The 18,434-nt window shown below is 69.0% G+C and carries 19 protein-coding genes and 7 tRNA genes; 19 read left to right on the plus strand and 7 right to left on the minus strand.

Annotated features, from left to right (window positions below):
• The first annotated feature begins 67 nt into the window (after positions 1-67).
• From FCL41_RS17270 to FCL41_RS09545, 8 genes are all read left to right on the plus strand, one after another.
• Positions 68-1,330, plus strand: a complete 1,263-nt coding sequence (locus FCL41_RS17270; RefSeq protein ID WP_212723120.1) for a hypothetical protein — start codon at positions 68-70, stop codon at positions 1,328-1,330.
• Entirely contained in the window at positions 1,323-2,771 is a 1,449-nt protein-coding gene (locus tag FCL41_RS09515; RefSeq protein WP_137065812.1) for a hypothetical protein, read from the plus strand. The genes FCL41_RS17270 and FCL41_RS09515 overlap by 8 nt, the downstream gene beginning before the upstream one ends.
• A 364-nt stretch (positions 2,772-3,135) precedes the next feature.
• Positions 3,136-3,561 carry a single-stranded DNA-binding protein gene (locus tag FCL41_RS09520; RefSeq protein ID WP_137065813.1) on the plus strand — a complete coding sequence of 142 codons (426 nt, stop codon included), beginning with the start codon at positions 3,136-3,138 and terminating at the stop codon, positions 3,559-3,561.
• 12 nt (positions 3,562-3,573) lie between these two features.
• Positions 3,574-4,107, plus strand: a complete 534-nt coding sequence (locus FCL41_RS09525) for a hypothetical protein (protein WP_137065814.1) — start codon at positions 3,574-3,576, stop codon at positions 4,105-4,107.
• 120 nt (positions 4,108-4,227) lie between these two features.
• A complete protein-coding gene (locus FCL41_RS09530; protein ID WP_239021599.1) occupies positions 4,228-4,530 on the plus strand; it encodes a hypothetical protein in 303 nt (100 codons plus the stop codon).
• A gap of 161 nt (positions 4,531-4,691) precedes the next feature.
• The gene (locus tag FCL41_RS09535; protein WP_137065815.1) at positions 4,692-5,849 is read left to right on the plus strand and encodes a hypothetical protein; all 1,158 of its coding nucleotides are present in this window, start codon (positions 4,692-4,694) and stop codon (positions 5,847-5,849) included.
• Positions 5,850-5,886: 37 nt separating this feature from the next.
• A complete protein-coding gene (locus FCL41_RS09540) occupies positions 5,887-6,882 on the plus strand; it encodes a DUF4192 domain-containing protein (RefSeq protein ID WP_170970247.1) in 996 nt (331 codons plus the stop codon).
• A 234-nt stretch (positions 6,883-7,116) separates the two neighbouring features.
• Positions 7,117-7,356 (plus strand): helix-turn-helix domain-containing protein, encoded by a 240-nt coding sequence (locus FCL41_RS09545; RefSeq protein WP_137065817.1) that lies wholly within the window; start codon positions 7,117-7,119, stop codon positions 7,354-7,356.
• A gap of 93 nt (positions 7,357-7,449) precedes the next feature.
• Here FCL41_RS09545 and FCL41_RS09550 read toward each other — a convergent pair.
• Together FCL41_RS09550 and FCL41_RS09555 are read right to left on the minus strand one after the other, a co-directional pair.
• Positions 7,450-7,521: transfer RNA gene (locus FCL41_RS09550), tRNA-Val, on the minus strand.
• Between the two features lie 53 nt (positions 7,522-7,574).
• Complete coding sequence (locus tag FCL41_RS09555; RefSeq protein ID WP_212723121.1) at positions 7,575-8,075, minus strand: PGPGW domain-containing protein; 501 nt, start codon at positions 8,073-8,075, stop codon at positions 7,575-7,577.
• A gap of 119 nt (positions 8,076-8,194) precedes the next feature.
• Here FCL41_RS09555 and FCL41_RS09560 point away from each other — a divergent pair, with 119 nt between their 5' ends.
• Positions 8,195-8,632, plus strand: coding sequence for an SsgA family sporulation/cell division regulator (locus tag FCL41_RS09560; protein WP_137065818.1), 438 nt, complete (start codon positions 8,195-8,197; stop codon positions 8,630-8,632).
• A gap of 21 nt (positions 8,633-8,653) precedes the next feature.
• Here FCL41_RS09560 and FCL41_RS09565 read toward each other — a convergent pair whose 3' ends face one another.
• Entirely contained in the window at positions 8,654-9,373 is a 720-nt protein-coding gene (locus tag FCL41_RS09565) for an aminotransferase class IV (protein WP_137065819.1), read from the minus strand.
• A gap of 171 nt (positions 9,374-9,544) precedes the next feature.
• On the opposite strand from FCL41_RS09565, the gene FCL41_RS09570 reads away from it, so the two are divergent.
• The 6 genes from FCL41_RS09570 to FCL41_RS09595 all read left to right on the plus strand — a co-directional run bounded on the left by FCL41_RS09570 (position 9,545) and on the right by FCL41_RS09595 (position 10,358).
• A tRNA-Gly gene (locus tag FCL41_RS09570) sits at positions 9,545-9,617 on the plus strand.
• Positions 9,618-9,661: 44 nt separating this feature from the next.
• Positions 9,662-9,732, plus strand: a tRNA-Cys gene (locus FCL41_RS09575).
• Between the two features lie 29 nt (positions 9,733-9,761).
• A tRNA-Val gene (locus tag FCL41_RS09580) sits at positions 9,762-9,836 on the plus strand.
• A 233-nt stretch (positions 9,837-10,069) separates the two neighbouring features.
• Positions 10,070-10,145: transfer RNA gene (locus FCL41_RS09585), tRNA-Gly, on the plus strand.
• A gap of 40 nt (positions 10,146-10,185) precedes the next feature.
• Positions 10,186-10,256, plus strand: a tRNA-Cys gene (locus tag FCL41_RS09590).
• A gap of 30 nt (positions 10,257-10,286) precedes the next feature.
• A tRNA-Val gene (locus FCL41_RS09595) sits at positions 10,287-10,358 on the plus strand.
• Between the two features lie 181 nt (positions 10,359-10,539).
• Here FCL41_RS09595 and FCL41_RS09600 read toward each other — a convergent pair.
• On the minus strand, positions 10,540-11,013 hold the full coding sequence (locus FCL41_RS09600; protein ID WP_212723122.1) for a DoxX family membrane protein: 474 nt from the start codon (positions 11,011-11,013) through the stop codon (positions 10,540-10,542).
• A 344-nt stretch (positions 11,014-11,357) separates the two neighbouring features.
• On the opposite strand from FCL41_RS09600, the gene cobT reads away from it, so the two are divergent.
• Together cobT and FCL41_RS09610 are read left to right on the plus strand one after the other, a co-directional pair.
• The gene (cobT, locus tag FCL41_RS09605; protein ID WP_137065821.1) at positions 11,358-12,383 is read left to right on the plus strand and encodes a nicotinate-nucleotide--dimethylbenzimidazole phosphoribosyltransferase; all 1,026 of its coding nucleotides are present in this window, start codon (positions 11,358-11,360) and stop codon (positions 12,381-12,383) included.
• Positions 12,380-13,147: an adenosylcobinamide-GDP ribazoletransferase gene (locus FCL41_RS09610; RefSeq protein WP_239021600.1), complete on the plus strand. Its 768-nt coding sequence runs from the start codon at positions 12,380-12,382 to the stop codon at positions 13,145-13,147. Before cobT ends, FCL41_RS09610 begins: the two co-directional genes overlap by 4 nt.
• Positions 13,148-13,157: 10 nt before the next feature.
• Here the strand turns inward: FCL41_RS09610 and FCL41_RS09615 are convergent, their stop codons facing one another.
• From FCL41_RS09615 to FCL41_RS09625, 3 genes are read right to left on the minus strand one after another with little or no spacing between them, the layout of a single operon-like run.
• Positions 13,158-13,697 (minus strand): bifunctional adenosylcobinamide kinase/adenosylcobinamide-phosphate guanylyltransferase, encoded by a 540-nt coding sequence (locus FCL41_RS09615; protein ID WP_137065822.1) that lies wholly within the window; start codon positions 13,695-13,697, stop codon positions 13,158-13,160.
• A 12-nt stretch (positions 13,698-13,709) separates the two neighbouring features.
• Positions 13,710-14,792 (minus strand): potassium channel family protein, encoded by a 1,083-nt coding sequence (locus FCL41_RS09620; RefSeq protein WP_137066069.1) that lies wholly within the window; start codon positions 14,790-14,792, stop codon positions 13,710-13,712.
• Positions 14,793-14,797: 5 nt separating this feature from the next.
• Positions 14,798-15,769 (minus strand): YihY/virulence factor BrkB family protein, encoded by a 972-nt coding sequence (locus FCL41_RS09625; protein ID WP_137065823.1) that lies wholly within the window; start codon positions 15,767-15,769, stop codon positions 14,798-14,800.
• A 17-nt stretch (positions 15,770-15,786) separates the two neighbouring features.
• Here FCL41_RS09625 and FCL41_RS09630 point away from each other — a divergent pair, with 17 nt between their 5' ends.
• Both FCL41_RS09630 and FCL41_RS09635 read left to right on the plus strand, forming a co-directional pair.
• Positions 15,787-17,421 (plus strand): acyl-CoA dehydrogenase family protein, encoded by a 1,635-nt coding sequence (locus tag FCL41_RS09630; protein WP_137065824.1) that lies wholly within the window; start codon positions 15,787-15,789, stop codon positions 17,419-17,421.
• Positions 17,422-17,552: 131 nt separating this feature from the next.
• Entirely contained in the window at positions 17,553-18,434 is an 882-nt protein-coding gene (locus FCL41_RS09635; RefSeq protein WP_137065825.1) for a hypothetical protein, read from the plus strand.

The raw sequence follows: 18,434 nt of genomic DNA on the forward strand, positions 1-18,434 counted from the left end.
CTCTCACGACGCACGGTGACCTTCACTAGTCTGAACGCGCACCGCCCCCTCCCGAAAGTTGCGCCTGATGCTGTCCGATGCTGAGCTCCTCCTGGGACTCGGAAGGCACCTCTCCGCCTACGAGGTCTCGTCCTCGCACGCCGCCCTAGACTCGTTGCAATTCGCCGGCCAGGTCTACGAGCTCGCGTGGCGCCTCCGCGACTCGCAGGTCTCGACGGGCAACCGAGTCGAGGCGATCGCCATCGAGGCACACATCGGGACCCGGCAGCTGCATCGCGAGGTTCTGCCGACGATGGAACAGCTCGGGTGGGTTGACTGCCACCGCGACAAGGACGGACAGCTCGTCACCGTCGAAGCGCTGATTCCGCCGAACGAGGTCCTGATCGCGGACGCCTCGCGGCTCCTCGACGTGCTGCTGGTCAACAGCGTCCAGCGCGCCGCGCTTGAGCTGATCCGGGCGACGAGTCGCCAGCCGCTTACTGTCGACGCCGCCATTGAGTCTGCGGCCGCATGGAGCGAGGAAGCCGCGACCGACGCTCTCGGACACCTTGAGGCGGTCAACCTGGTCCGCCGCATTGAGGAGGAGGTCGACCGTCCGGTCGTGTTCAACCCGAACGTCTGGACCAACGATCAGCAGGCGGCCACGGCTGCCCTTCGAGCCCAGGATGCGCGCGCGAGCAAGGAAGTAGGCGCGCTTCTCGACGAGATCGCAGCTCTCCCGGGCATCCCGGAGCAGCAGGTCACCTCCACCGAGCAGCGATGGGTTGATTTTGCAGTTTCTCAGGGACTGGTGGAGCGGTCGGTCGTGCAGACGAGCGATGGCGCTGAGGCGGGGTTCCTGTTCAGCCCCCACCTCAAGCGGAACGCGTTCGGGACCGAGGCGACCGACCCCTCAGGGCACGTCCGCCAGCTTGTGGGCAGCATGATCTACGCCTCGACCTTCGCCACCTGGAAGCTGGACAGTCCAGGCGCGTTTCTGTACACACTCATCAGGGATGGAGAAGCCGGGCGCGTCGCGAACATCGGCACCGACTACCCGATGCTTGAGACGGCCGGAACGATCAAGGTCGAGAAGGTCTCGGCGAACAACTTCAAGATGATCCTTCTCCAGACCGACGTCGCCGAGTCGGCGCTCTCGATTCTCGACTCACGAGGTCGCACTCGCGGAGATGCAGGCAGCCTGCAGAACCTTGGCGACCAGCGCCGTTACAGCCATGTCGAGCGCGAACGCGCGAAGATGGCGACCGAAGCCGACCCGGGCGATCGCGAAGCTGCTCGCCTGGTCGCTGCGCTGCGCGATGTCGCCTCGGGGGGTGGCTTTGGTGTCTGACGACGAACTACCCTTCACCGAGCCGGAGAACCTCGAGACTGCGCCGTCCCAACTCGCTGAGGACCCGACTACCGAAGACCCCGCGTCGGTTGCCGCCCCGCAGGGCCAGGTCATCGAATCGTCGCCGGCTGTCGAGTCGTCGCCGGCTACGGAGCCTGCGACCGCCAAGCGACTGGAGCCTGCTCAGACAAAGAAGCCCGCCCGAGGGTCGCGAAAAACTGGAGGACAGCGGCCGCGCCGCCCGGAACAGGCGCAGGCAGACCCCGGTGCAGACCTGGAGCGGCGGGCCGGGCGAACCGAGTTCAACGACGGCGCGCTCGTCCGGCTGCGCGTGCCGATCCGCGTCGACGCCGACACTGGACGCGACGTGCTCACCGACATCGACGTTCTGGCGATCGACGTCGACGGCCGGCTCCGCCTCTCGCGCTCAATCTTGGAGTGCAAGAGCGGAAAGGGGCAGGCAGGTGAACCCGACCGCCTGCTTTGGCTCTCAGGCCTGCAGCGATTCCTGGGCTTCGAGCGTGCAGTACTCGTCCGCCAGACTGTCTCGCGCCGGGGTCGGGGGCTCGCACGTGACCTCGGACTGCGAACACTTGACATGGAGACGCTCGCTGGGCGGGAGAAAGCGCACGCCTGGATTCCCGAACGATTCGCGCACATCGACGGCCCCGAGTGCTCGGCGGCGGAGCTGCGCAGCGACACCCAACTCAAGGCACTCGGTCACATTCCCTCGGAGCTGGTCGCGTTCCTTCGCTACGACGCGCTCCGCGCCGAACCGCACCGCGTTCTGCGAGCCATCGCCTCGCTCGGCCGTGCAGCAGAGGCTGGAGGCGTGCTTCCAAACCCGACCCGCGTGGTGCTCGCGGGCCATGCGCTCATCGCGCTCATCGCGGCAGCCTTGGCGGATGCGGGCCGGCTCGACGAGATCTCGGCCGAAGAGCTTCTCGACCGCACGCGCCGAGCGCTCGTAACGGGGAACCCTGATGACGACCAGGTTCTCCAGCTTCTCAGCCGGGCGGACGAGGTGGTGCGGTACTCGGCGGAACGAGTGCACGCGGCTTATAAGGAAGCAGGAGTGAAGCGCCCAGATGTGACGATTCCCTCCCTGAAGGAGACCGTTTCGACGCCGCCCGATTGGGTTCCTCGCTATGTCGACCTTGTCGAGAAGCTGCGCGCGAACCCTGCGGTGTCTCGGCAGATGCTCCAGACCACCGAGCTCGCCGTATTTGAAGCTCTCGTCGGCGGGAACGCGCACGAGTCACCTGCTTTCGACCACTTGTTCACGCAGGAACACCGGTACATGCTCAACGTTGCCCGTAGGTGCTTAGCCGACATCGCCGGCGCTGGCATCGGCGAGGCAGTCGCAGCAGCCCTGGACCTCGACTTCGGACGAGGCGCATCGCCGCGAGCCGACCGCGACGCAAACCCGCCTGAGAGGTGACTGGCGGGTCATCGATCACGACCTTGACCTGCGAGTTCGATCAGACCCACCATGCGGTCACCCGGCGCACTCGACAAGCCACCTCTCTATCCATAGCCGGTGCCAGCCAAGTGGAAGCGGGAGGGAGGTCGTGGAACGTGCGCTCCGCGTTGACCGACCGAGAACCTCACGCGTCGTTGTACCGCGCCGGATCGGGTATCTCTGGGCATTGACATACATAGATTGCCTGACGGCTAGGCGGCCCGCGTCATTCCCCCACCATTGACCGCCTCCGGCTTCGTGGCGCGATGTGAGTGGGCCCGTCTCTCACACCTACTCCCTGAGCACACCACAAACCGCGGTGCGCACGACCAAGGGAGTCGCGATGTCCATCCCCACCCAGATGAGCCTGGTCGGCTTCATCGCCAGCGATCCGGACCTCCACTTCACCACCGCAGGCGCGGAGTACCTCCGCGTCCGCGTGGGCGTCGAGCAGTGGCGCAGGGAGGTCGACGGCAACTTCACCAAGCTCGACCCGACCTTCCACGACATGGTCGCCTTCGAGAGCACCGCCCGCGAGACCTATGCACGGTTCCGCAAAGGGGACACGTTCGTCGCCAGCGGCTACATCCACGAGTACGAAGTCGAGCGGCGCGATGGCAGCAGCGTGATCAAGGAGGAGTTCGTTGCGCGCAACATCGGCCACAACGTCAACAAGACAGCCTACGAGGTGCAACGCCGCCGGCTGGAGCCGACTGCCCCCGCGCCGCAGACATCACCGGCGACGGCGAGCCCGGCTGTCGGATTCTGACGAGGAGCCACCATGGATCCGTATGGCGGCTACGAGGCCACCGAGGAATCGTCCTCGGGCCCCTTCCAGCGCGACGACCTCCCGGGGGCGGTCAACTGGAACCTGCTCTTGGCCGATGAGGCCGACTACGAATGGCATGACCTCGACCGGTGGGTGAAGTGGCTCAAGACCAGCCACGGGCTCTCCCCCTCGATCGTCCCGCCGTTCTACTACCTGCATGACGAACTGGTCTGGGAGCTCTCAGCTCTGCACACCCACTGGCTGAGCTGCTACCACCAGACTGCATCACCCTCAGCGCCGATCGCTTGGCGACGCGACTTCGAGGACACCAAGCACCGACTGCGCGATTGGGTCGCGATCTCCGGCACCCGTCTCGATCGCGACCGTCCCACCCGGGTCACTTTTTGGCCCGGGGAGACTCCCGTCGTCCAGCCCGCTGAGATCACGATCCAGGACCGCGACGGCCACTTTGAGGAGTTCGTACGCCAGGACGTGCAGCGCAGGCGCCGTATCGAAGCCTCGGTCAACAGCCCTCTGGTCGGCTGAGCACGGGTTCTCCCACAGCAGCACGGCGTGAGGTCTCCTCCACAGGGCAGGGCACCGTCGGACGACGGCGACGAACTGCCGGCCGCACTCTCGGAAGATCCCTCACGAAAGGAGCCGACGATGATCCTGCTCCCCCACGCCGTGACGCTCGCCCAGGCACGCTCCTACCTGGCTGCGCTCGCGGATCAAGCCACCACCATCGACGCGTCGTCGGCCTACGAACATGCGCTGATCGAACTCGACCGGGTCCACGGAGATGAGGTACCGACGATCGACAGCGACGAACTCTGCGAAGACCGGGCGATCCTTCTCTCGATGGCCACGGCTGCCCTCGAGGACCTCGATCGTCACGGGGTCGACGCGCTGAGCATCGAACTCATCATCGCGATGCTCGACGACGCCTACACCCTCGACAGTCTCTGATGTACGGCGAAACCGGCGCAGAGATGCGAAGTCACCTGGCGGAGCTCCTCCGTCAGCACCGTGTCCAGCAGAAGTTGGGTCCGACGCCTGAGGATCGCGAGGATGTCGGCTCGACGGTCCGTGCGTACCGCCAGGCGGTTCTGGTGTGGATGAGCCGGACCATGCACACCGTCAGCCCGCTTGCCTTCTCCAATCTGCCGCACCCGCAGCCCAATCCCTTCCGTTCGGCCGGGCAATCCGGGGCCAGTCTCAGCCCTGCCGCCGAGCTCACGCACGCCATCGACCTCGCGGTCGCCGAGTCCACGGCCTCGCTCCCCACCCTGGAGTCACTCGCCTCATCTCATCCCTCGCCGATGGTTGAGCACTGGCGTCGTACCGCGCGGGCTGCCGCGCTCGCCGAACACGACACCTCGCGTCGGGTCACTGCCCAGATGACGGTGCCTCAAGCCCAAGCAATCGTCGCCGACATCGCGGCGATGACGCAGGCTCTGGTGATCCTGGACCAGCGCTACCGCAACACCCCGGGCTGGGAGCCGCTGACCCAGAGCGCACGCCTCGGATGGGTTTCACTCGCCGCGGCCCTCGACATCAACCTCGGCCAACCCGACTACAGCGTCGACCACCTGGGGTGGCGTCCCAAGACCAAGGTCATCCCCCACCCCGTCCGGCCAGGCATCCTCGGCGTGCTGCAGGCGCAACACAATCTCGTGATCCGGATGAGCGCGTTCCCGACCGCCACCAACCTGCGTCTGGTGGTCGACTCCCAACGGCTCGTCTCAGCTCACCTGGTCCCGTTCGCAGCACGGGTCGACGACCGACTCGCCGCCCGATGGTCCCAGCGCGCAGAGACCTACACGCTGATCCAGAAGCAGCTCCGCGACATCGGAGGCGTCCTCGGCAACGGAGCCTCGGCCGCCGCCGAAGGAGCCAACGCCGTCGCGCGTCTGCGCGCGATCGCGCCAACCACGATCGTCGAGGCACGCGTGCTCTCAGGCTTCCAACTCCTCTTCAACCGACTCGACCACCGCATCGCCGACGTCATCAATGAAGGCCTGCAGCGCGGCGCCTACTGCGAGCGCGTCGCACTCCCCCACTTCGAGAACGGAACCGGGCACATGGTCACCCCGGTCAACGAGCGCTTCGCGCCCACCTCACCAGCGACAGACCTGGCGGTCGTACACACCGTGAACCAACGCCTCCGTCCGCAGGCACCCCCGACCGCGCCCGCTGCCACTCCGGGACCCACCCGAGTCGAGTTACATGCCGCCCTCACCCACCGACCTCCCCCGCCCAACGATTGCGGCTCGCTCGGCAGGTGACTCCGAGTCCCCGGCGGGCGCCGCTCACCTACAGGACATGAACCTCTCCGTCCGCTCCCCCGAAGAACTCGTGGTGGCCATCCCCCACCTGCTCGGATTCAACCCGAACGAGTCGCTCGTCCTGGTCCCCCTTGGCCCGGAGCTTCCTGTGGTCCGAGTCGACCTGCCCACTTCAGCGCGCGAGCGCGAACAGGCATGGGACTCCATCGGCGACGTGTACGCCCGCTGCGCCCAACCCACCTCAAGGGTTGCGATCGTCACCTTCACCACCGATACCGACTACGGGGACAGGCTCAGCCAGGACTTCGCCCTGCGCCTGGACGGTGTCGGCGTGACCAGCCCGATCCGTCTAGGAGCCAGCGACACCGCTTGGATCGACTTCGACAGCCAGATCTCCGGCCCGCTGAGCACCGCCACTCGCGACCGGATCGCAGCTAGCACCGTCCTGAACGGCATGGCCCAACCCGCAGCCAGCCGCACATCCTTGGCTGATTCACTCGTCGGTGACCGCCAACCCATCGCCGACCACCTCGCCGACGCCCACGCACAGGCCGCAACCAGCAGCATCCGCGCCGAGGCAACGTTTGCGCGCCGCCATCTCCGGGCCTTCCACGCGGACGGCAGACGCCTCACCGACCCCGCTGCCGCTCGGTTCCTCGTCGCGCTCGAGTCCACGTCTGTCCGCGACCGGCTGTGGGACGACATCAGCGCGCACACCGCCGCGTCACACATCGCGCTGTGGAGCGACCTCACCCGCAGGGCCCCCGACTCGCTCCGCGCAGCCCCGGCGTCGCTCCTCGCCTTCGCCAGCTGGCTCAAAGGCAACGGCGCACTCGCCTGGTGTGCCCTCGAACAGGTGCCCCGAGACAAGCCGTACGACGCCGCCCGCCTCGTCGCCGCAGTGGTCCAGAAGGGCGTCCACCCACGCCAGTGGGCGGCCCTCACCACCACTGCCCTCGACGTCAGCCAACGCATCGAGGCCCTCAGCGCCACGCCAAGGACACAACCCGGCCCGCCCGCACCAGGGATCTGAGCACCGTCGTGAACACCGCCCACCAGCGTCACACACCGCACAGCCGCATTGAGCGGCTCCTCGCGCACCTCGTCGGCCGCACAGACTCCTCGGAGCCGTCACCTACGCGGTTCGACCTCATCCACGTCGTCCACGTCGTGCCGATCCCCCACGAGCGCTGATCCGGATCACCCACCAGGCAGTGGGCGGGCGCGCCCACCTTCTCTATGGACGCACGTACCCAAGGAGCCCCAGATGACGACTCAAACACCCCGACCACGCATCTCCGCCCAGCAGGCTCACCGGAACCGACCACTGCCGATCTATGTCAGTGTCGACGAGGCCGCAGCGGTCATGTCGGTCTCGGCCAAGACGATCAGGCGACGGATCAGCGACGGCACCATCCCCGCCTATCAGTGTGGGAGACGCAACATCCGGATCCGGCTCGAAGACCTCGAAGCGGCGTTCGAGCGCATGCCCGCGGCCCACTGGTGACTGATTCCTAAGACCACGTAGAGACCACGAGGCCCGAAATGAAAACCGCCTCTGACCCACGTTTCCGCAGGTCAGAGGCGGTTTAGCATGCGGTGGGCGATACTGGGTTCGAACCAGTGACCTCTTCGGTGTGAACGAAGCGCGCTACCACTGCGCCAATCGCCCGTGTGGTACGTCGCGAAACATTAGCGCATGTCCCGACGGCACACACATCGGGGTCACCGCGACATGCCCGGCAGCTCCGGCACCACGCCGGAGAAGCCCTGCAGCCAGTCCCAGCCCGACACGGCGAGGTCCGGCCAACCGAACGCAGTGATCAGCGCCGAGAGCACCAGGGCCACCGCGACCACGGACAGCACGCCCACGGCGATGCGCCGGCGGCGTACGGCCGGGTCCATCTCGCGTGCCTTGTCCGCTGCTCGCTTGGCGGCGTCCCGTGCGGCGTCGAGCCAGCGGTCGGCCCAACGCCACTCGGTGGAGAGGATGGCCAACCCCAGGATCAGCCCGAGGATGCCGGGACCGGGCGCCACCATCATCACGACGCCAGCCAGGATCACGAGCACGCCGACCAGGGTGACGACCACCTTGGTGATGGCACCGGTCACCGGGTGCAGGTGGAGTCGCGCGTGGAACCGGGCGAGGAACCGTGGGCCGAAGTACTCCTTCTCGGCCTGCTCCAGCTCCCGCTCGGTGTCGTCGATCACTTCGCGCTCCGCCACAGGTCGAGCCTAACCAGAACGGCCAACATAATTTTCCCCAAATTGGTGGATGAGAAACGCGTCATGGCCCGCGGACACCCGCGTCTCACCCACAACTGAGACCAACTTGGAGGGTCACCATGGGCAGCCGTCACGACCGTCGCGTCGCCGAAAACGTCGTCACGCACGACATCACGATCCAGTGCATCGACACGTCTGGGCGCACGCACGACCTCGACACCGTCTTCTCGTACTCGAAGGTGGACCCGTTCGCGGTCACGGTCACCTTCCTGACCCCCGAGGGCGACCTGCCGTGGACGTTCAGCCGCGACCTGCTGCTGCGCGGCCTCACCACCCCGATCGGTGACGGCGACGTCCACGTCTGTCCGAGCATCAACGACCACGGCCGCGCCGTCGTGATCATCGAGCTCAGCTCCCCCGACGGCCACCTGGTCACTGAAGCGCGCACCGACGCCGTGTTCACCTTCGTCCAGCGCTCGCTCGCCCTCGTCCCCGAGGGCGAGGAGTCGCAGCACCTCAGCATGGACGCGATGATCGAGCAGCTCCTCGCCGTCTGACCCTTCGCCCTCTCCCTCGACCTACGGGTCGGGATGCGCGTCCCGACGCGCAGCGAAGGTCCGGATCACGTCAGCAGTGACCGGGCCCGGTGCGGCGTACGCCCATGCGTCGCACCACGCCACCCCCTCGACCTCGCGCGTGCTCGAGGTCAGGAAGACCTCCTCCGCCTCCCCCAGCACGTCGAGCGGCTCCTCGACCTCCCGCGCGCCGGTCCACTCCAGGACGAGCCCACGCGTGATGCCCGGCAGGCAGCCCGTGGCGAGCGACGGCGTACGCAGCTCTCCCCCGACCACGTAGAAGACGTTGGTCGCGCTGCCCTCCGACAGCATCCCGGCGGTGTCCGCGAGGAGCACCTCGTCGGCGCCTGCTGTCACCGCTTCCCGCAGCGCGACCAGGTTGTCGACGTAGTCGGTGGACTTGTGCCCAGCGGTGCCCGCGGCGCGATTGCGGCGCCACGACGACGTACGCACGCGCATCGCCCCGCCGCCGGGCGGCAGAGGGCTGTGGGCGACCTGCAGTCCCGCGCCGCTCCACAGCAGACGCAGCCGCGCAGCTCCGGCCACCTCTCCCCCGTCTACCGCCAGCTCGCGCAGCACCTGGTCGCGCACCTCGTCCACCGTGACCGTCGGCAGGCCCAGGGCGGCGGACGAGGCGGCCATCCGCTCCAGATGTCGGGTCAGGGCGAACGGCACCCCGTCCACCATCCGCAAGGTCTCGAAGACCCCGTCGCCCGCACGCATGGCGGTCACTCTAGGGGCGGCCTGACGCGCGCAGCTCCGGGCGAGCCTCCCGCGTGGCCGGTCGGTGGCCACGACACCCGCGGCAGGACCCCCGGTTTTGCATCGTCCTAGGCATCGGCTAATGTTCCTTTCGCAGCAACCGACCGGAGAAATCTGGCCGGAAGTCGCAGTGCGGACATAGCTCAGTTGGTAGAGCGCAACCTTGCCAAGGTTGAGGTCGCGAGTTCGAGTCTCGTTGTCCGCTCGGTTTGGTCTTTCCACCGGGTCCTTCCATGGGAGGACCACCACGGTGGGTTGGCCGAGAGGCGAGGCAACGGACTGCAAATCCGTGTACACGGGTTCAAATCCCGTACCCACCTCTGAACCACAACTGAAGAAGCACCACCTCGGGCGATTGGCGCAGCGGTAGCGCGCTTCCTTGACACGGAAGAGGTCACTGGTTCAAACCCAGTATCGCCCACCACCACCACGAAGGCCCCGGTCGCTCTGACCGGGGCCTTCGGCGTTCCCTACCCACCTGCTCCTCGCGAGCCTCGGCGACCATGCCAGGACGACCCGCCCAACGCCCGCCCAGTGCAGACACAGCCCAGCCACCCACGTGGGAGACACAGCCCAGACCCCCCGTGCAGACCCACCGGCCCCATCCGTTACTGTTCTTCTCGCACCACCGACCGGGAGTCCCGGTCGAAGGCGCATGCGGACATAGCTCAGTTGGTAGAGCGCAACCTTGCCAAGGTTGAGGTCGCGAGTTCGAGTCTCGTTGTCCGCTCCAAGGGCCTCACGGTCCAGCTCCACCGCCGTGGGCCTCGCAGGGTGGGTTGGCCGAGAGGCGAGGCAACGGACTGCAAATCCGTGTACACGGGTTCAAATCCCGTACCCACCTCGAACGACAACTCCACACTGCACCACCCCGGGGCGATTGGCGCAGCGGTAGCGCGCTTCCTTGACACGGAAGAGGTCACTGGTTCAAACCCAGTATCGCCCACCGAGTCACACGACTCCCCTGCTCAGAAGAGCCACCCGCGCGCCTCTCACGACGAACCCGCCGGCCACAAGGCCGACGGGTTCTTCTGTGTCACTTCTTCCGTGTCACTTCTTCCGTGTCACTTCTTCTGTGTCACCTTTTTCTGTGTCACCTTTTTCTGTGTCACACGGTCACCGCGGACTCACCGCAGGATCGGGAACCTCTTCACGAACGGGAGCTTCTCCCAGTAGCTGCCCACCCCCAGGTAGCGGCCGGCGCCCATCAGGGCCAGGAGGCCGAGCACCAGCGCGTAGACGAGGTGGTCGTCCATGAACGGGTTGTTGTCCAGCGGGAGGACGGCCGCCCACATCAGGACCAGCATCACCGCGCCACTGGCGGCGGCGAGGTTCATGAAGACCCCGAGCATCAGCGCCACGCCGATGCCCAGCAGGCCGATCATGAAGAGCCAGTCGGCCCAGGCCTGCCCGGCCATGTTGTTGAAGAGCTCGGCAAACGGGCCCTGGACTCCGCTCAGGAAGCCGGCGGTCGGGCTGCCGCCCTCGATCCACGCGCGGTCGGCCGGCGTCGCATACCCGAGGCCGAAGGTCTTGTCCAGGAACGCCCAGAGGAAGACCCAACCGATGGCGATGCGGGTCAGTCCCGCAGCGATGGCCACGCCGGCGGGGTGCCGGCTGGTCGTGGGCTCCTCAGCGGGGTCACCGGACCGTGAGGTGGGCGACGATGTCACTGAAGGCGTGGTGTGGGGTTGTGCCTCTCGGGTGCTGCGGATGGCGTTCATGACGGCCTCCGGGTTGGAGTGCACCCGCTTCTGGAGGACCCTGTGTCCTCCTCGGGAGCATCTCTTCTTCCCTTTCAGCGTCCTCCCCCGGCGGGTCCGCGGGAAGCGTCCAGGGGTGTCTACTGGCTCACGCAGGCGAGCCTTTCCTCAGCCCTGGGCAAGGCGTGAGGACGCGTGGACCGGTCGAGGCCCGCAGCGCGCAGGCGACCTAGACTGACGCGGTGACTGTTGCTGCTCCTGCCCCCCTGGTCCGCGCCGAGGCCGAGGAGCGACTCCTCGGACTGGCCACGCCGCCCGGCGCACTGGGTCGGCTCGGCGAGGTGGCCTGCTGGTTCGCCGCCACGCAGGGCCAGGTGCCGCCCCCGGAGCTCACCCGGGTCCGCCTGGTCATCTTCGCGGGAGACCACGGTGTGGCTGCCCACGGCGTCTCCGCGTTCCCCTCCGAGATCACCGGCGCCATGGTGCACACCTTCCTGGCCGGCAAGGCAGGCGTCAGCGCCCTCGCCGCCGCGCACCAGGTCGAGGTACGCGTCCTCGACCTCGGCGTCGCCACCGACCTCGGCGACGTCCCTGCCGAGGTCGTGGCCCACAAGGTGCGTCGCTCCAGCGGCGCGATCCACCTCGAGGACGCCCTCACCGCCGACGAGCTCGCGCAGGCGTACGCCGTGGGCCGCGCCGTCGCCGGCGAGGAGATCGCGGCCGGCGCCCAGCTGCTGATCTCCGGTGACATGGGCATCGGCAACACCACCCCTGCCTCCGCCATGGTGGCGGCCGCCCTCGGCCTGCCGGCCGTCGAGGTCACGGGTCGGGGCACCGGCATCGACGACGCCGCCTGGCAGCACAAGGTCGCGGTCGTGCAGCAGGCGCTGGACCGCGTCGGGTCACGCGCCGACGACCCGATGGAGACTCTCAAGGCACTCTCGAGCGCCGACCTGGCCGCCACCACCGGCTACCTCGTCGCGGCGGCAGAGGCTGGCGTCCCGGTGCTGCTCGACGGCCTCATGTCGGTCGCCTGCGCCTTGACCGCCGAGCGCATCGCCCCCGGCGCGGCCGCGTGGTTCGCCGCCGGGCACCGTTCCACCGAGCCGGGCCAGTCGCTGGCCCTGTCGAAGCTCGGCCTGGAGCCGCTGCTCGACCTCGGACTGCGCCTCGGCGAGGGCAGCGGCGCCGTCGCCGCCGTCCCGGTGCTGCGCAGCGCCATCGCCGTCCTGCGTGACGTCGCCCTCCTCTCGGAGATCATGGGGTGATCCGCGACGGCTGGCGGCTGGCCCTCGGCACGCTCACCGCCCTGCCGACGCCACCGCCTTCGGCGGTGACCCGGGACACCGCACGGGCGGCCGTGCTGCTCGCACCCCTGGCCGTACTCCCGCTCGGCGCGGGCGTGGTGGCGCTGGGGTGGCTCGGTGAGCGCCTCGGTCTTGCTCCCCTGACGCTGGGCTTCCTGGCGCTGGGCTGGCTGGCCCTCACCACGCGCATCCTGCACTGGGACGGCCTGTCCGACACCGCCGACGGGCTGACGGCCTCCTACGACCGCGAGCGTGCGCTCCAGGTCATGAAGTCGGGCACCTCCGGCCCGGCCGGGGTGGTGGCGACCGTCGTCGTCGCCGGCCTCCAGGTCGCCGGCTTCAGCGGCCTTCTCGCCTCCGAGCGAGGAGCGGTCGTGGCCGGACTGGCCGTCTGCCTCTCCCGCCTCGCGCTGTCGTTGGCTTGCGTACGCGGCGTGCCGCCGGCTCGCCGCGACGGTCTGGGAAACCCAATGACCGGCGTCGTCCGGGTCTGGCACGTGGTGGCGCTCTGGCTCCTGTGCGGCGGCCTCGCCGCCGTCGTGACCTGGTGGGTGGGGCTGCCCGCCACCGCGGTCGTGGCAGGGCTGGCGGCAGCCCTGGTCGTCGTCACCGCCCTGCTGGTGCACTGCGTACGCCGTCTCGGCGGCGTCACCGGCGACGTCTTCGGGGCCGGCATCGAGCTGGCGCTGGCCGCCATCCTGCTCGGGATCACCGCAGCCCTCTGAGGTCTGGCGCTCAGAGCACCAGGACGCGACCGGCGACCACCAGGTGCACCTCGTCGCAGACACCGCCCACCCGCTGGTTCACGATGCCCAGCAGGTCGCGGAAGAGCCGCCCCGAGCGGTGCACGGGCACGACACCCAGCCCCACCTCGTTGGTCACCAGCACCACCGGGCCCGGGTGGACGCGCAACGCCTCCACCACGCCGACGAGCGCCTGCTCGACGAGGTCGTGCACGTCGTCGGACGACGCCTCCCACGCCTCGGCGGCGTCGATCGTGCTGGTGAGCCACGTGCCGAGGCAGTCGACGAGCACGGCTCCCGGCGCCTCGGTCAGCGCTCCGACCAGGTCGAAGCCCTCGACCGTGTGCCAGTGCTCGGGGCGTCGGTCACGGTGGGCCTGGATGCGGGCAGCCCAGTCCGGGTCCTGCTCCACGTCGGGGGACGGGCCCGGCGCCACGTACGTGACGGCATCGGCCCCTGCCAGGAGAGCCTCGGCGTGGCGCGACTTGCCGGAGCGCACTCCCCCGGTGACCAGCACTGCTCGAGCGGCCATCAGACGAGCACCTCAGGCGTCCTCTGCGAAGTCCTCGTCGGCGTGGGTGCCGGGGCGCGGGGCCCACGGCAGCTCCTTCGACGGACGGATCACGATGAGTCGGTCGCCGCGCGCGAGCTGGGTGACCACCGGGTCGTAGTAGTGGTAGATCTTCTCGTCGCGCACGATGGCGATCACCTGGTCACCGACCCGCTGCGGCTGCATGCCGACCTCGCTGAGCAGGAGGTCGCGCTCCCCCACCTCGAGGCCGGCGCCGGAGGTCAGCAGATCCTCCATCACGTCGCCCAGGTCAGGGGAAAGCGTCGAGAGGCCGAGAAGGCGGCCGACGGTCTCGGCGGTGGTGATGACGGAGTCGGCACCCGACTGCTTCATGAGCGGGACGTTGTCCTCCTCACGCACCGCAGCGACGATGTGGACCTCGGGGTTGAGCTGGCGCACGGTGAGCGTGGCCAAGACGTTGGTCGCGTCCTGGTTGGTGGTGATGATGACCTGATGGGCCCCCTGGACGTCAGCGGTGAGCAGGATCTGGCGACGGGTCGCGTCACCGCTGATGACCGCGAACCCGTCGGCGTGGGCGTCGGTGAGGGCCGTGGGGCTCGGGTCCACCACCACGATGCTGCCGCGCTCCATCCCGTTCTTCACCAGGGTCAGGGCAGCGCTACGCCCCTTCGTGCCGTAGCCGATGACGACGACGTGGTCTCCCATGTTCTTCCTCCACCGGGCGACCCGGAACAGTTCGCGGCTCTGGCTGGCCAGCACCTCGAGCGTGGTACCGATCAGCAGCACCAGGAAGGCGATGCGGGCCGGCGTGATGATGAATGCGTTGATCAGCCGGGCGCCGTCCGAGACCGGCACGATGTCGCCGTACCCAGTCGTGCTCAGCGTGACGGTCGTGTAGTAGATGGCGTCGAGAAGGCTCACGTGACCCGTGGGGTCGTTGGCGTCGCGGTAGCCGTCCGCATCGAAGTAGACCAGCAGCACGGTGCCGACGAGGATCGCGGCAGCGGCAGCGATCCGTCGCCCGAGCGCGGCCCACGGAGACTGCTCCGGGTCCGGCAGCTTGACCGTCGTGCTGCCGGTCGGCTCCACAGGCATCTGGCTCACGCCACTGAGTCTTTCACGCCGACGCGGAGCCGGAGGCGTTGCACGAGCTCGCGTCGGGCCCTGGACGTGGACGACTGCGGGAAGACCGTGTCGAAGGCCGCGTTGACGGCGGCTCCGACCAGCACGGCGATGGAGAGCAGGTAGAGCCACAGCAGCACCGCGATCGGGGCCGCCAGGGGGCCGAAGACCGAGCTCGACTCCGAGGCCGTCTCGGTCAGGATCCAGCGCAGCAGGAACGACCCGGCGATCCAGCTCACCAGGGAGAAGACCGCGCCGGGCAGGTTGAAGCTCCAGTTGGTCCGTACCGGCACCGAGACGTGGTAGAGCGTCGCCAGGAAGCAGACGCAGAGCACGATGACCACCGGCCAGTAGAACTGCAGCAGCATGTCGAAGGTGTCCGGCAGCCACTTGCTGAGCAGGCCCGGGCCCGCCACCACCAGCGGCAGAGCGAGCGCCCCCATCGCCATCGCCAGGAGGTAGAGCGAGAAGGAGAGCGCCCGGGTCCGGACGATCCCCCGGTGTCCACCGAGGCCGTGCATGATCGTGATGGTGTCGACGAAGACGTTGAGTGCCCGGGAGCCCGACCACAGCGCCAGGAAGAAGCCCAGCGACATCACGTCGAAACGGCCCTCCGCCAGGACCTCCGCGATCGTCGGCTCGATCACCCGGCTGACGGCGTCGTCGGTGAGGGCCTGCGAGGCCAGCGCGATGATGGCCTCCTGCAGGTCGGCGACCTGCGCCGGCGGGTAGCGCTCGGAGACGAAGCCGATCGCACCGGTGAGCGCGAAGACCAGCGGCGGCACCGAGAGGATCGCGAAGAAGGCAGCCTCCGCGGCGAGTCCCGTGACGCGGTGACGCAGGCAGGCACCGAAGGCGGTCACGACGAGACGCCACACCACGTGGGCGAGCTGGACCGTCCGGCCACGGACCCAGGGGATCACGCGATCCCACGGGTGCTGTGACGGCATGCGCCTACGGTAGCCACATGCAGACCGAACTCCGGGCACCTGCCAACCAGACACCCCCACTGGTGGGTCACGACGTCGTGGCGTGTGACGCGGCCCTCACCACGGCGGTGCTCACCCATGGCGACCAGGAGGTCCTGACGAGCCTGGGTGACCTGGGGCGCGATGCGGGCAGCGAGGAGGCACGCGAGCACGGACTCGCTGCCAACGACCACCCGCCGCGACTGGTCGCGTACGACCGGCACGGGCACCGTGTCGACGAGGTCGCCTTCCACCCGTCGTGGCACTGGCTGATGGAACGCGCCGTGGGGCACGGGCTCCAGGCCGCCCCGTGGGTCTCCGGCGCCGAGCACGCCCACCTGCGCCGGGCGGCGGGTTTTCTCGCCTGGTCGCAGACCGAGCCGGGGCACGGTTGCCCGATCTCCATGACGTACGCCGCCGTCCCCGCCCTCCGCGTCGACGAGGCGATCGCGCAGGAGTGGGTGCCAGGGCTGGCCGCGACGTCGTACGACTTCGGCGTGCGCGACCCGCGGACGAAGAGCGGGCTGCTCGCCGGGATGGGGATGACCGAGAAGCAGGGCGGCTCCGACGTGCGCACCAACGTCACCCGGGCGGTGCCGACCAGCGAGGACGGCCTCTACACGCTGCGCGGGCACAAGTGGTTCACCTCGGCACCGATGAACGACGTCTTCCTGGTGCTGGCCCAGGCCCCCGGCGGGCTCACGTGCTTCGTGATGCCGCGGGTGCTGCCCGACGGCACGCGCAACGCCTTCGACGTCGTACGCCTCAAGGACAAGCTCGGCAACCGTTCCAACGCCTCGGGTGAGCTGGAGTTCGACGGCACGCTGGTACGCCGGCTCGGCAACGAGGGGCGCGGGGTGCGGACCATCATCGAGATGGTCGCCGCCACCCGGCTCGACTGCGTCATCGGCTCGGCCGCGCTGATGCGCCACGCCGTGGCGGAGGCATCCTGGCACGTCGCCCACCGCAGCGCCTTCGGCGGAGTGCTGGCCGACAAGCCCTTGATGCGCAACGTGGTGGCCGACCTGGCTCTCGAGTCCGAGGCGGCCACGGCCCTCGCGCTGCGTCTGGCCGCCGCCGTCGACCGCGTGGACGACCCGCAGGAGGCAGCGCTGCGGCGTATCGCCCTGCCCTTGGCCAAGTTCTGGGTCTGCAAGCGGACTCCGGCCATGGTCGCGGAGGCCCTGGAGTGCCTGGGCGGCAACGGCTACGTGGAGGAGTCCGGGCTCCCGTTGATGTATCGCGAGGCCCCGCTCAACTCGGTGTGGGAGGGCTCGGGCAACGTGAACGCGCTCGACGTGCTGCGAGCGCTCGCCCGGGAGCCGGAGTCGCTGGCCGCGTGGATGGGCGAGGTGGGGGCGGCCCGCGGCGCCAACGCCGACCTCGACCGGGCGGTCGACGAGACCCTGGTGCTGCTCGGCGAGTCAGGCGCGGCGGAGGGATCGGCCCGCCTGCTGGCCGGGCGGATGGCGACCTGCCTGCAGGGCTCGTTGCTGGTGCGGTACGCCCCGGCTGAGGTCTCCGACCTCTTCTGCGCCTCACGACTCACCGGTGGACACCACGGCGCCTACGGGATGCTCACCGGTGGCGACCAGGCGTTCCTCGTCGAGCGGGCGACGCCAGTCCTGGACTGAGCGCAGTTGTGTGCACGGATCGGCCGCCCTGACGGCGCGTCGAGCCGATTCGCGCACACAACCACCTCCGTCTCCCCCACCGGCCCCGGCGCGGGATCCGACGCGCGCGCCTCCGCGCGACAGTGCTGCCCATGGAAGGACGACTGACCCGGGTCACCCACGGTGCCTATCGACGTGTCGACGCAATCGATCCCGAGCACGCCACGCTGCGGGCGTGGCTGGGCGTGCTGCCCCGCGGGACGGCCTTCACCCACGTGACGGGTGCGATGCTGCTCGGACTGTGGCTGCCACCACTCCCACCCGAGCCGCTCGTGGTCGTGCAGCTGCCACGCGGCGCCCACCCGGTCCGCAGGCCCGGCCTCAAGGCGCTGCGCAGCACTTCCGCTGCTCACTCCCGCTCGGTCGCAGGGCTGCCCGTGGCCCCGGTGACCGACGTACTCCTCAGCCTGTGCCGTGACCTGGACGACCTCGGTGCCCTGATGGCGGTGGACGCCGCCCTGCACCTGGGGCTGGCCACGAGCGAGGGGCTCGCCCACGCCTCCGCGCCCCGACGGCACGGTGCCCCACGGCTCCGACGCCTGCTGCTCAACGCCGACCTACGCACGGAGTCACCGTGGGAGACGGTCCTGCGCGAGTTCCACCGTCACGTGGACGCACCGGTCACCCCCCAGTACAAGGTGAGGCGCGACGACGGTGGGTTCGTGGCACGCGGCGACCTACGGGTCGGCGAGTCGCTGGTCCTGCACGAGTACGACGGCGGTGTCCACCGCGACGTCGAGCAGCACCGGTCCGACCTCCGGCGCGACCGGCGGTTGGAGGAGGCTGGATGGACGCGGCGGGGCTACACCTCGAGCGACCTCGTCCACCAACCTCGGGCACTCCTGAGTGACGTCGACCGTACGCTGGGCCGCCCGCACGACCCCGGCCGACTGGTCGTCTGGGGCGCCACGCTGCGCGCCTCGACCCTCACGCGGGCCGGCCGGGCGCTGATCTGGCCGCGCCTCATGAAGTGA

This window comes from Nocardioides jishulii (assembly GCF_006007965.1).
Lineage (GTDB): Bacteria > Actinomycetota > Actinomycetes > Propionibacteriales > Nocardioidaceae > Nocardioides > Nocardioides jishulii.